General features: G+C 71.1%; 15 protein-coding genes, 1 tRNA gene and 1 pseudogene. 7 read left to right on the forward strand and 10 right to left on the reverse strand.

Features of this window, described 5'->3' with window-relative positions; translation table 11 throughout:
• Positions 1-12 precede the first annotated feature (12 nt).
• On the forward strand, positions 13-183 hold the full coding sequence (locus tag ACZ56B_RS02915; protein ID WP_468785564.1) for a hypothetical protein: 171 nt from the start codon (positions 13-15) through the stop codon (positions 181-183).
• Between the two features lie 88 nt (positions 184-271).
• Here the strand turns inward: ACZ56B_RS02915 and ACZ56B_RS02920 are convergent, their stop codons facing one another.
• A complete protein-coding gene (locus ACZ56B_RS02920) occupies positions 272-1,075 on the reverse strand; it encodes an exodeoxyribonuclease III (protein ID WP_468785566.1) in 804 nt (267 codons plus the stop codon).
• 91 nt (positions 1,076-1,166) lie between these two features.
• Here ACZ56B_RS02920 and ACZ56B_RS02925 point away from each other — a divergent pair, with 91 nt between their 5' ends.
• Positions 1,167-1,643, forward strand: coding sequence for a GNAT family N-acetyltransferase (locus ACZ56B_RS02925; RefSeq protein ID WP_468785568.1), 477 nt, complete (start codon positions 1,167-1,169; stop codon positions 1,641-1,643).
• A gap of 307 nt (positions 1,644-1,950) precedes the next feature.
• Here ACZ56B_RS02925 and ACZ56B_RS02930 read toward each other — a convergent pair whose 3' ends face one another.
• Positions 1,951-2,277, reverse strand: coding sequence for a hypothetical protein (locus ACZ56B_RS02930; protein ID WP_468785570.1), 327 nt, complete (start codon positions 2,275-2,277; stop codon positions 1,951-1,953).
• Complete coding sequence (locus ACZ56B_RS02935; protein ID WP_468785572.1) at positions 2,274-2,621, reverse strand: DUF6247 family protein; 348 nt, start codon at positions 2,619-2,621, stop codon at positions 2,274-2,276. Before ACZ56B_RS02935 ends, ACZ56B_RS02930 begins: the two co-directional genes overlap by 4 nt.
• Positions 2,622-2,974: 353 nt before the next feature.
• Here ACZ56B_RS02935 and ACZ56B_RS02940 point away from each other — a divergent pair, with 353 nt between their 5' ends.
• From ACZ56B_RS02940 to ACZ56B_RS02950, 3 genes and pseudogenes are all read left to right on the forward strand, one after another.
• Positions 2,975-3,274 (forward strand): GntR family transcriptional regulator, encoded by a 300-nt coding sequence (locus tag ACZ56B_RS02940; RefSeq protein ID WP_468785574.1) that lies wholly within the window; start codon positions 2,975-2,977, stop codon positions 3,272-3,274.
• A gap of 532 nt (positions 3,275-3,806) precedes the next feature.
• Entirely contained in the window at positions 3,807-5,084 is a 1,278-nt protein-coding gene (locus tag ACZ56B_RS02945; protein WP_468785576.1) for a family 16 glycosylhydrolase, read from the forward strand.
• A gap of 176 nt (positions 5,085-5,260) precedes the next feature.
• Positions 5,261-5,386: pseudogene (locus ACZ56B_RS02950) on the forward strand (IS5/IS1182 family transposase); the annotation flags it as partial.
• On the opposite strand, the gene ACZ56B_RS02955 reads toward ACZ56B_RS02950, so the two are convergent.
• Positions 5,343-5,570, reverse strand: a complete 228-nt coding sequence (locus ACZ56B_RS02955) for a hypothetical protein (RefSeq protein WP_468785578.1) — start codon at positions 5,568-5,570, stop codon at positions 5,343-5,345. The pseudogene ACZ56B_RS02950 and the gene ACZ56B_RS02955 sit on opposite strands and share 44 nt — an antisense overlap.
• 364 nt (positions 5,571-5,934) lie before the next feature.
• Positions 5,935-7,110: an FAD-dependent oxidoreductase gene (locus ACZ56B_RS02960; RefSeq protein ID WP_468785580.1), complete on the reverse strand. Its 1,176-nt coding sequence runs from the start codon at positions 7,108-7,110 to the stop codon at positions 5,935-5,937.
• Between the two features lie 80 nt (positions 7,111-7,190).
• Between ACZ56B_RS02960 and ACZ56B_RS02965 the strand changes: the two genes are divergently transcribed.
• On the forward strand, positions 7,191-7,841 hold the full coding sequence (locus ACZ56B_RS02965) for a TetR/AcrR family transcriptional regulator (protein ID WP_468785582.1): 651 nt from the start codon (positions 7,191-7,193) through the stop codon (positions 7,839-7,841).
• Positions 7,838-8,122 carry a hypothetical protein gene (locus ACZ56B_RS02970; protein WP_468785584.1) on the forward strand — a complete coding sequence of 95 codons (285 nt, stop codon included), beginning with the start codon at positions 7,838-7,840 and terminating at the stop codon, positions 8,120-8,122. Before ACZ56B_RS02965 ends, ACZ56B_RS02970 begins: the two co-directional genes overlap by 4 nt.
• A gap of 294 nt (positions 8,123-8,416) precedes the next feature.
• Here ACZ56B_RS02970 and ACZ56B_RS02975 read toward each other — a convergent pair.
• The 5 genes from ACZ56B_RS02975 to moaC all read right to left on the reverse strand — a co-directional run bounded on the left by ACZ56B_RS02975 (position 8,417) and on the right by moaC (position 11,738).
• Positions 8,417-8,490 (reverse strand) — tRNA-Ala (locus tag ACZ56B_RS02975).
• Positions 8,491-8,572: 82 nt separating this feature from the next.
• Positions 8,573-9,805, reverse strand: a complete 1,233-nt coding sequence (gene sepX, locus ACZ56B_RS02980) for a divisome protein SepX/GlpR (protein WP_468785586.1) — start codon at positions 9,803-9,805, stop codon at positions 8,573-8,575.
• Between the two features lie 207 nt (positions 9,806-10,012).
• Entirely contained in the window at positions 10,013-10,648 is a 636-nt protein-coding gene (locus ACZ56B_RS02985; RefSeq protein WP_468785588.1) for a GNAT family N-acetyltransferase, read from the reverse strand.
• Positions 10,649-10,674: 26 nt separating this feature from the next.
• Positions 10,675-11,217 carry a MogA/MoaB family molybdenum cofactor biosynthesis protein gene (locus tag ACZ56B_RS02990; protein ID WP_468785590.1) on the reverse strand — a complete coding sequence of 181 codons (543 nt, stop codon included), beginning with the start codon at positions 11,215-11,217 and terminating at the stop codon, positions 10,675-10,677.
• The gene (moaC, locus tag ACZ56B_RS02995) at positions 11,214-11,738 is read right to left on the reverse strand and encodes a cyclic pyranopterin monophosphate synthase MoaC (protein ID WP_468785592.1); all 525 of its coding nucleotides are present in this window, start codon (positions 11,736-11,738) and stop codon (positions 11,214-11,216) included. The genes ACZ56B_RS02990 and moaC overlap by 4 nt, the downstream gene beginning before the upstream one ends.
• Positions 11,739-11,876: the final 138 nt, after the last annotated feature.

Genomic DNA, 11,876 nt, shown 5'->3' on the forward strand with positions numbered 1-11,876 from the left:
CTCGGTTCGCTCGTGGCGTCCGTCGACCTGTGGGTCGCGAACGGCGACGACGGCGAGGCGTTCCGCTGGGGCTCCGTGTGCGTCACGCACGGGACCACGGTCCGGCATCGCACGCACCGCGACGTCTGGAAGGTCCTTCCGCACTCCGCCGCCTGGTGCACCGGATGCCGCAAGGGCCGCTGACGCCCCACCGAACGCCCCGACACATCGCCCCGGCCCATCCCGGTCGGGGCGTTTGTGTTGCTCGCATCCGGCGGCCAGCAGTGCCGTCTTACACGTCGAATACGGCCGTCACGGGAGCATGGTCGGACCACCGCTCAGCGTGCGAGGCAGGGCGTTCTACGTACGCCTTCACGGCCCGGCCGGCGATGCCAGGCGATGTGCAAATGAGATCGATCCGCCACCCCGTGTCGTTGTCGAACGCCCGCCCCCGGTACGACCACCAGCTGTACGGCCCGTCGACGTCCGGGTGCAGCCCGCGCACCACGTCGACGTACCCGCCGTCGGCCGGGTCCAGGACGCGGGAGAGCCACTGGCGCTCCTCCGGCAGGAAGCCCGAGTTCTTGGTGTTGCCGCGCCAGTTCTTCAGGTCGGCCTTCTCGTGGGCGATGTTCCAGTCGCCGCAGACGACGACCTCCCGCCCCTCCCCGGCGGCCCGCTCGCGCAGCTCCTTCAGGTACGGCAGGAACTCGCCCATGAAGCGGAGCTTCTCCTCCTGCCGCTCCGTCCCGACCTCGCCGGAGGGCAGGTAGAGGGAGGCGACGGTGACGCCGGGCAGGTCCGCCTCCACGTACCGCCCGCTGCCGTCGAACTCGGCCGAGCCGAACCCCACCCGGACCCGGTCGGGTTCCCGCCGGGTGTACAGCGAGACCCCCGCGCGCCCCTTCGCGGCGGCGGGCGCGTGCACCACGTGCCACCCCTCGGGCTCCCGCACCTGCTCGGGCAGCTGCTGCGGCTCCGCCCGCACCTCCTGCAGGCACAGCGCATCGGCGGGGGTCCGCGCGAGCCACTCCACGAAGCCCTTCTTCGCGGCGGCACGCAGTCCATTGACGTTGACGGAGGTCACGGTGAGCATCAGGGCACGATACCCGCGCACTGGACCAGGTCCAATTCCGGACGGAAATCACACTCCCGGTCACCCCGGAATCTGTTTTACCGTGCTCGGCATGAACATCCGCCCAGTCCCCTACGACCACCCCGACGCCGTGAAGCTGGACGCCGAGGTCCAGGCCGAGTACCACGTCCGCTACGGCGACGGCGGCGACTCCACCCCCATGCACCCGGCGGACTTCACACCCCCGAACGGCGTCTACCTGATCGCCTACGACGAGAACGACGTCCCCGTGGCCTCCGGCGGCTGGCGCGCCCAGGACGCCAACGGCGAGGGCAACCGCGACGGCGACGCCGAGCTGAAGCGGATGTACGTGATCGAGCAGATGCGCGGCCGGGGCCTGGCCCGCCGCATCCTGGCCGCCCTGGAGGAGGACGCCCGCGCGGCCGGCCGCGTCCGCATGGTCCTGGAGACCGGCACCAAGCAGCCGGAGGCCATCGCCCTGTACACCTCCAGCGGCTACGAGCCCTGCGAGAAGTTCGGCTACTACCGCTTCCACGAGGAGAGCCGCTGCTACGCCAAAGCGCTGTAGCGGACCGCCGGGCGGGGCGCCCTCCACGGTGACCGGGGCCCCTGCTCGCCCGGCCCATCACGGCGTCTTGCTCCCACCGTCGGGCCGCAGGGAGCTGCCGTATGGCCGATCTGGGCTTCCCGACCGTAACCGCCTTGATGACGTATGCCGGTCCGGGTCCCCGGGGCGGTAGCGCCGTAGGACCGCCGTTTCGGGCTTCCCGACGGGGCCCGGCCGCCCGCGCCCCCCCCCGCACGTCTCCCTCCGTCCTGCCGGCTCGTCGGGACGGGAAGGAGCGGTGTGCGGGGACGCGGGTGGTCTCAGCGGGTCATTGCCAGAAGATCTCTTCCACGATGATCTGAGGGTCCTCGGTGCGCGGGATGAAGGTGTAGCGCAGCCAGCCGTGTCCGTGGTCGAACAAGAGGACACGGCTGCCCTGGGGACGGTCGGACCGCACCGGCTGGACCTTCATGTCCGCGGGGAGGTCCGCATCGGCGTCGACCCCTCGGAAGTAGGGATCCTTCGCCGTGACCAGTTCGGCGCGCACGGCGTCGATCATTTTCCGCACGTGCTCCGGCAGAGCGTCGCGAACGGCTTGGGCCTTGAGTGTCCAGTCCATCTGCCAGGGCGGTCCCATGAAGCCGTCACCGGTCACTGACCGGGCTCCAGCCGCTGTACCTCGTGCCGGATGTGGGAGGCCTCCTCCAGAAGCGCCTTGGCCTCGGCGAGGTCGGTGGACTCCTCCGCACGGTGGTGGAGATCGGCCATGTGGGCGTCGAGCTCCGGATCCCGGGCGACCGCGAACTCACCCCACCAGCGCGCCATGAACGCGGGCACCGTGCTGATGTCGTACGCGTCAGCGACGGCCCACCGCCAGTGCTCGTCGAAGCCGGGCAGGAGCTGGGGAGTGTGCTGGGCGATGGCAGCACGCAGCGCCTTCGGGTTCCGCTCGGGCATGGGCGGAACGGTCGGCGTGGGTTCTGCGGCGTGTGCGGTCATGACCGGGGGTACTCCTTCGTGCTCCTTCGGCGCACCGTTCCTACGACGATAGCCCGCCTCGATGACCCGGGTGAGCCCTTCGATGCCGGGGCGTCGGCGCCGGGCCCGGTATGCGACGCGTGCGCTCGTGCGGGCGCTCCCGGGGTGCGGTCATCGGTTCCGCCGCCGTCCATCGCGTCGCAGGGCTCGGCGTCGGTGTCCCCCGCCGGGGGCAGGCGCCGCCCCCGGGAGGTCTGATCCACCTCGCCGGGGTCTTCTTTACCCACAAAGCTGTATCGGTCTACATCCCTCTGCATACGAGTGCAGAGGGATCAACTCGTCCGTGGACGTAAAGGGACGCCTACGTCGGACACATGAGCGACACAGAAGAGTCCACGCCGACCCTGGATCCGATGAGCGCGCGACCGCTCTGCGTTCAGCTGGCCGACGTGATCGCGAAGAAGATCGAGTCGGGTGAGCTGGCGCCGGACAGGCCGATCCCCTCGGAGAACCACTTGGCCGAGGAGTACGGAGTCACACGACTCACCGCCCGCCGGGCCGCGCAGGAACTCCGCGAGCGCGGACTCATCGTGACCGTACGAGGCAAGGGATCCTTCGTCGTGGATCAGCCGCCGTCCGGCACGGCCCAGGACGAAAGCGGGACCGCCCACTGACACCCCTGGAGTTCGCCCTTTCTGGGCGATAGCGCCCGGATGACTTTCAAAGTGCTTTCGAAGTCATGAGCGCTGACAACGCCGCGGTGAACTTCTCCGAGCTGGTGAAGCGGACCGCACCCGGGCGACCTGCTGGATCACCTTCGCCGGCACCAGGCAGCCACGAGCCACGGATCGACGAAGGCGGCTCACAGGCGGCGACGCACCGCTTCCCGCTCTCAAGGACGGCGGCAGCCAGCCCGGTCGGCGACGCGTCACCCAACGTCGACGCGGATCAACGGAAAGAGACCGGCGAAGGCGTCTGCGCGGACCCGTCCCGCCCCGCTCGCTTAAGCCGGCCTTAAAGACTCATTAAGCGATCCGCCGAAGAGTCTTGTGGCGCCAAGTAACCGCAGCTCAGAGCCTGTTGGGATACAAACCGGGCAGTTTGTTGCGCTGTCAACCGTCCGTAGCATCGGAGTTCCCCCCACGGGGTCCCCACTCCCCCCACCACCCCCCACGCAACTTCCCCACAGACGAGGTGTGTTCAGTCATGGCCGCTCATCGTGCGCGCCGGTGGTCACTCGGCGGGTCCGTCCTGCTGGTCTCCACCGCGGTCGCCGCCGCCTTCACCTTCCTCACCGCGGGACCGTCCGCCGACCGTGCCGACGCCGCCCCCGCCCCCGCCGCACTGACCTGGTCCGACGAGTTCGACGGCCCGGCCGGCAGCGCCCCGGACTCCGGCAAGTGGACGCTGGAGACCGGCGGCAGCGGCAACGGCAACCACGAACTGCAGTACTACACCGACAGCAGGGACAACGCCGCCCTCGACGGCAACGGCAACCTCGTCATCACCGCCCGCAAGAACACCGACCCCAACCTGAAGTGCTGGTACGGCACCTGTCAGTACACCTCCGCCCGCCTCAACACCGCCAGGACCTTCACCCAGGCCTACGGCCACTTCGAGGCGCGCATCAAGGTCTCCCGCGGTCAGGGCATGTGGCCCGCGTTCTGGATGCTCGGCGACGACCTGGGCAAGGTCGGATGGCCCCACAGCGGTGAGATCGACATCATGGAGAACGTCGGTCACGAGCCGGGCACCGTCCACGGCACCATCCACGGCCCCCGCTACTCGGGCGGCGGCGGCATCGGCGCCTCGTACAAGCTCCCGAACGGCGCCGCCTTCGCGGACGACTTCCACGTCTTCGCGGTCGACTGGACCCCCGAGTCGATCACCTGGTCCGTCGACGGCACCGCCTACCAGACCCGCACCCCGGCCGACGTGCGCGGCAACAAGTGGGTCTACGACCACCCGTTCTTCCTCATCCTCAACCTCGCCGTCGGCGGCGACTGGCCCGGCAGCCCGAACGCCGCCACCGCGTTCCCGCAGACGATGACCATCGACTACGTACGCGTCTCCGGCAGTCCCGCCGGGAACGGCGGTGCCACCCGGACCGGTGCCATCAAGGGCGTCGGGGGCATGTGCGTCGACGTCGCCGGCGCCTCGTCCGCGGACAGCACCCCGATCCAGCTGCACGACTGCACCGGCGTCGACGCGCAGAAGTGGACCCTGGGCGGCGACGGCACCGTACGCGCCCTCGGCAAGTGCCTCGACGTACGCGGCGCCTCCACCGCCGACGGGGCGCCCGTGCAGCTCTACACCTGCAACGGCACCAAGGCCCAGCAGTGGACCTACACCTCCGCCCGCGACCTGACCAACATCGGTGCGGACAAGTGCCTGAGCACCAGGGGCGGCTCCGCCGGCGACGGCACCCCCCTGGAGATCCGGACGTGCACCGGCGCCGCCGACCAGAAGTGGACGGTCGCCTGACCCCCTCTCCCCACGCGCACGCCCCCCGGCTCGGGATCGAGCCGGGGGGCGTGCGCGTCCGGTCGGGCGCCAACCGCCCACGGGTGCGCCGACGGGATCCGCAGCGCCTTCAAAACCGTGTCCTACGTGGTGATGCGGTCGTTGGGCCCGTCACGGGGCGGGGTGCGTGGAGTTGAATTGTTCCGGACGGGCTGTGGGAGATCGCGGAGCCGCTGATCCCGCCGTCGGGGGTGCGGCCGCAGGGTGGCGGGACGCCGGTCACGGTGCCGGACGCCTCCGCTGCAGCAACCAGGTACCCCCTGTCACTGTCCCCGTCACCGATAAGCCCACTGTCAGCGACTTCCTGAACTCCTCCACCTTGCTGCCGTCGTCCGCGACAACCACCGACAGCACCGTGATGACGACCGTGATCACTAGCCCGATGGCCAGGTTCTTCCGCACTCGCGATTTCAGCAACTGTTCCTCCTTCTCGATGCGACGCCGCACCGGGTTGCCATCCGTGCGGGTCGGGCAATGGTCGGTCAGTACGGTCTTGCGCCGTGTCCGTTACGGACGCCCCGTCCGCCCCCCTCGGACGGGGCGTCATGCTTCTCATGGCCGGCCCGCGAGCTGCGCCTTCAGGATCGGGACGACGCACGGTTACTTCCGGATGTGAGCCGGAGCCGTTCTCTGCGCAGTCCCGTTCCGCCCATCAACCGCACACGCCGCCACCGAACGGGCGTGCACGTCCAACCCAGCACTCGTGCGCTCGATATGCACCGGCGCCTCCCTGTGAACGAGGCCCTGCCGACCCCCATCGCCGGCAACCCCCGTCCGTCTTCACGGGCGAGGCGTCGGGCCCGCAGACCGCCTAGCGCGTGGCGGACTGTGATCCGCCTACGGCGGACAGGGAAGGCGGCTCATAGTCGTACAGGTATCCCTGCGCCCGTTCGAAGAACGGGAGGAGTACGCGCATCTTCGCCGCGTTGATCTGTCGCTTCACGGCGCCGGGCCTCTTGCTCTCACGGGCGTTGTGCCCGTGCTTGAGCAGCTTGTCGATGCGCGGGCGACGTGTCGCGTCGTAGGCCTTGAGTGCCGCTGGGACGGTCGGGGCGCTGCCCAGCGCCGCCGCGAGTTCCAGTGCGTCCTCGATGCACATCGAGGCGCCGTGTCCGACGCCGACAGGGTGGGCGGCGTCGCCGACCAGGACCATGCGCCCACTGTGCCACTTCTGGACCGGGGCGCAGACGTTCAGACAGCCGGACGCGACTATCGACGTCGCGGCTTTGACGATGGCCCTCGGCATCGCCTCCGGGAACAGCTCGGTGACGCGCCGCAGCCATTGCGCCTCGTCGACGCCCCGCAGGTCGGGCTTGACCGGATCCCCGATCTGCGCCGTCCACCACTGGGTTTGTTCGTCGATGCTGGTGTATACGAAGGCACCGTTGCGCGCGTAGGTGAGGTTCCAGACGCCGGGCTCGACACCCGGCATGGTGGAGATTCCGGCGACCCCGTAGAGCCCCGCGTACTCCGCGCGCGGCGCGGACGAGTCGATCAGCCCGCGCACGGTTGACCAGACGCCGTCGGCGCCCACGAGCAGCTCCGCGGTGTCGCGCCGGCCGGAGGCGAATTCGGCCACCACGCTGTCCGCTGACTCCGTCGCGCCCACCAGGCGTTCGCCGGTGACGATCTGCGCACCCGCGTCGAGCGCCGCGCGCCGCAGGACTGCCACGAGCCGTCCGCGCTGGAGCGAGATGCTGCGCATCGAGTCGGCATCGCGCCGAAGGCGTGGCACGTCGCCCAAGAGGTGGCCGCCCGCCGTGTGGAACCGCATCCGGTCGATGGGGAATCCGACCGCCTGTACGTCGCGTAAGCAGCCCAGCTTCTCCAGTGCGCGCAGGCCGTTGACCGCCAGACTGAAGTGGGCGCCGACGTCCTCGACCGGAACGTCGTACGCCTCGTAGACGGTCACGTCGTGACCGGTCCGCTGCAGTGCGAGGGCGATGGCGGGTCCGGCTATCCCGCCACCGATCACGATCGTCCGCACGATGCCTCCCTGAATTGACTTTCACTGAATATCGATTCAGCGTAAGTGTGTTCCGATACGCTGGCGTCTGTCAACAGCCGATGGAGGACGACATGCCGCAGGCGAGCACCGCCAGTCGAAAAGTCCGGGCGGCCCAGACCCGTGCCGCGCTGCTGGACGCGGCGCGGGGGCTGTTCAACGATCGCGGCTACCTCAATACGAAGATCACCGACATCACCGCCGCGGCCGGACGCTCGACCGGCTCGTTCTACGAACACTTCGCCGGCAAGGACGAGCTGCTCCAGGCGCTCCTCGCCGAGATGGAGGATGCGATCGACGAGCGCATGGTCGGCCTGGAGCATCCCCGCGACCACGACCTGACCGACCGTGACCAGCTGCGCGACCACGTCGGTGTCGCGTGGACGGTGATGCGGCAGAACCGCCCGGTCACGCTCGCACTGTTTCAGGCGATGGTGGCCGACGACCCCGGCACGGGCCGGGCCTGGCGCGACCTGCGCGAGCAGACAGGAACCATTCGGGAGCATCTGGAGTACCTGGTCGAGCGCGGACACCAGCTGCCCGGCGACCCCGAGTTCATCGCGGCGGCGATAGGCGCGATGCTCGTCACCCTCAACTACGCCGTGCTCACGCCTCCCGGCGGCGAAGACGACCAGCGCGTCATCGACACCCTCACGGATCTGCTGTTGCACGGGCTGACCGGACCGGCGTCACGATCAGCGGATGCACCTTGAAAGACCACGTGCGCGTCGGTCCCGCGCTGATCGACGACCTGCAGACCCGGTCGCGGGAGGCCGAGACGCACCTAAAGCACCTCGCGATCACCCGCAAGACCGTCACCGGCCTCGCCGACCGGCTCCCGGCCGGCCCGCCGGGGCTGCCCGAGCACCCGGACCACCCCCGCATCCTCCACGCCTTCCACCACGCGGCCGGGCCGCTACGGGCCAGGGCGTCTGCGAGGCCCTCGGCCACGAACTGCTGCCGAAGAACGTCGAAGGCACCCGCGCCAAGCTGAAACGCCTGGCCAAGCTCGGCATGCTCACCGGGATCGACACCGGCAGCTCCGCCAGGAAGAGGATCGACGGACCACGAGACCGCAGGCACACGGCCCCACGCCCGCGGTCCCCGCGGCATGCCCGCGTCTCCACCGCCGATCCCGACCCGCCGCCCGGAGGGCGTCGCCCCAGCGGGCAGGCGGGCAGACTTGCGTACTCACCGCGCCTGAAACGACGAGATCCCGACCCGACGGTGACCGTCTGATCGGGATCTCGCGAACCGTTCACGAGCTGACTCGCGAACGGCCCTTGCGTGGACCTGAGGGGATTTGAACCCCTGGCCCCCTCGATGCGAACGAGGTGCGCTACCGGACTGCGCCACAGGCCCTTGCAACGAGTGAAACTTTAGCATCCCCATCGGGCTGCCCGGAAATCCGTTGCCGGACGGGGGCGGACCGCGGGGCCCGGGGCTACTCGTTGGCGGCCCGGGGCCGGTCCCCGTCCTCGTACTGGTCGAACAGCGGGGTGCGGCCGCGTTCCCGGGAACGCCGGGCCGAGGCCGCCCGGCGGTCGGTGCGCTCCTCTCCGTCCTCGCCCTCCCCGGTGCCGGCCGGGGCCGTCTCCTCGGCGGAGACCGGCGCCTCCTCGGGCGGGACGGCGCTGGAGCGGGCCGAGCTCCAGGCGTCCGGTGCGCCGAGGTCCACGCCGCCGGTGGCGCGCGGGGCGACCGGGGCGGTCACGTACGTGGGCAGCGGCACCGGGACCGGGTCCCAGCTGTCGCCGCCCTGGCCGGGCCGCCGCTCCCGCTCGCGCTGCTGGTCGACCCACTCCGCGTGGTCGGTCTGCTCGACGAGCGCGCGCCGGTCCGCGGCGAGCGCGGAGAGGCCGAGGTCGGGGTCCGGGGCGACGCCGGCCTCGGGGCCCTCCGGTTCGTCGGCGTCGGCGTCCTCGAGGTCCGGGTGGCGGCGCGTCCGGCGCTCGCGCAGCCGCTGGGCGGCGATCTCGGCCTGGCGCCGGTCCATCAGGTACACGAAGCGGCGGCGCTCCTGGGAGCGCAGGTACGCGATGTACGCGCTGAGCAGCACCGCGGGCACGCCGGGCGCCCACAGGAAGGCGAGTCCGCCGACCGCGGCGACGATCGCGCCGAGCGTGAAGGCGAGGAAGAGAAGCGTGGTGGTGCGCCGGCGGCGGGCGAGCACCTTGGAGCGCCGGGCGCGCGCCGCGGCGGCCTGCGCCGCGCGGGCCCCCTGGGCGTCCTGGGCTCCCCGGGCCGCGGGTCCGCGGCGGGCGGCCGGGACGCGCGCGTGCACCGGGCCGGGTCCGGGTTCGGGTCCGCTCCCGTCCGCCCGGTCCGCGCGCTCGGGCGAGGACGGGCCGTCGGGCCGCTCCTCGGGGAGGGGCGGCACGGGCACCCGCGTGTGCGGGCGGGTCTGGGACACGGCGAAGGCCCGGACGTCCACCGAGTCGGTGATCGCATCCGGGTCGTGGACGCTCTGCTCCCCCTCGTCGGCGGAGCGCGCCCGCAGGTCCTTGGCGTAACGGCGCTCCATGCCCGCCCGTCCGGACAGCAATCGGATGGCGGTGCTGAAGCGTTCCGTTGGACGGGCCTCGTTCAGCTCGTCCTGCCTACGGAGCCACATCGGCACCAAGTAGGCGGCCCAGGCCCCGACGATGACTGCGTAGATGAGGCCGCTGCTGCTCACGCCTCACACCGTAGAGGGGTTTGCGTGGGGCCATCTGCCAATTGGGCCGGTGTGTCGCACGATCTGGCTGATATTTCGAACTTTTTTTGCGACCGGTGCGATCAGCGGACCACCAGGCCCGGGAATTCCTTGCCGGAAGACGGTCGCCCCCGCTCAATTTCGAACAAATATTCAATTTCCGGGGTGCGCGGTATTCCGGGACGGGAGTCACTCGCTCCCGGACCGTTCGCTTCCGGACAGCCCGCTCCCCGACCGCTCACGCCGGGAGCGGGCCCGGTGCCAGCGGTCGAGCAAACCGTCGGGGACTTCTTCCGCCGTGAGCGCGAAGACGAGATGGTCGCGCCAGGCTCCGTCGATGTGGAGATAGCGCGGACGCAGGCCCTCCTCGCGGAATCCGAGTTTCTCCACCACCCTGCGGCTCGGCTTGTTCTCCGGGCGAATGCACACCTCGATGCGGTGCAGTCCGACGGTGCGGAAACAGTGGTCCACGGTCATCGCGACGGCCGTCGGCACCACTCCGCGGCCGGCCACCGCCTCGTCCACCCAGTAGCCGACGTGCCCCGAGCACATCGAGCCCCAGGTGATCCCGGCGACGGTCAACTGGCCGACGAGGCGCCCCTGGTACTCGATGACGAACGGCAGCATCCGGCCCGCGTTCGCCTCGGACCTGAGGTGGCGGACCATCTGACGGTAGGTCGGCCGGTGGGTGACCGGGCCCGCGGGCGTGGGCGGCGGGATGGTCGCCTCCCAGGGCCGCAGCCAGTCGCGGTTGCGCCGGTTGATCTCGCGCCAGGCCTTCTGGTCGCGCAGCCTGATCGGCCGGAGGACGATGTCGTCGTCCACCAGCTCGGCGGGCCAGGGGGTGCGGTTCAGCTCGCACCCCCGTCACTGGCGTCCGGCCGGGGGTGGTCACCGCCGCGCAGCTGGTCGACGGCGTGCCGCAGCAGCGGCTCCAGCACGGCCAGGCCGTCCTTCACCCCGCCGCGGGACCCGGGCAGGTTGACGATCAGGGTCCGGCCCGCGACCCCGGCCAGGCCCCGGGAGAGGGCGGCCGTCGGGACCTTCTCGCGGCCGTGCGCCCGGATGGCCTCCGCGATGCCGGGGACCTCGTGGTCGATCACCCGCCGGGTCGCCTCGGGGGTGCGGTCGGTGGGCGAGACGCCGGTGCCGCCGGTGGTCACGACGACGTCGTACCCGGCGTCGGCGCCCTCACGCAGGGCGGCCTCCACGGGATCGCCGTCCGGGACCACCCGGGGGCCGTCGACGGCGAAACCGAGGCGCCTGAGGCCGTCGGCGACCAGCGGGCCGCCCGTGTCCTCGTAGACCCCGGCGGCGGCCCGGTTGGAGGCGGTGACCACGAGAGCGCTGTACGGCGCGGACAGCGCGCCGCCGTCCGGCGCGTCGGGAGTCACGCCCGGCTCCAGTCGCCCGACTTGCCGCCCGTCTTCTCCTCCACCCGCACGTCCGTGATGACCGCCTCCTTGTCGACCGCCTTGACCATGTCGACCACGGTGAGCGCGGCGACGGACACCGCGGTGAGCGCCTCCATCTCGACGCCCGTGCGGTCCGTCGTGCGCACGGTCGCCGCGATCTCCACGGCGTCGTCCGCGACCGACAGGTCCAGTTTCACACCGGACAGCGCCAAGGGGTGGCACAGGGGGATCAGATCGGGGGTGCGCTTGGCGCCCATGATGCCCGCGATCCGCGCGGTGGCCAGGGCGTCGCCCTTGGGGACGCCCTCGCCGCGCAGCAGCTCGACCACGCGGGGGGAGACGAGGACCCGGCCGGTGGCGCGGGCGGTGCGCGCGGTCACGTCCTTGCCGGACACGTCGACCATGCGGGCGGCGCCCGCCTCGTCGAGGTGGGTCAGACGGTCCTGCGCACGGCTTTGCTCAGAAGGTCCGGGGGTCCTCCCCCGGGACGGTACGGTCATGCTCGATCGGCGCTCCCGGTCCTGGCCCGCCGCGGTGGGGGGGGAAGAAAAAAGCTGGTGTGAGACAGCAACCCCCCCCCCCAGGGGCCCCCCGCAAAGAGCCACCCCGCCCCCCGTCCCCCTCGCGATAGGGGGAAA

This window comes from Streptomyces sp. NPDC034670, from assembly GCF_055574875.1.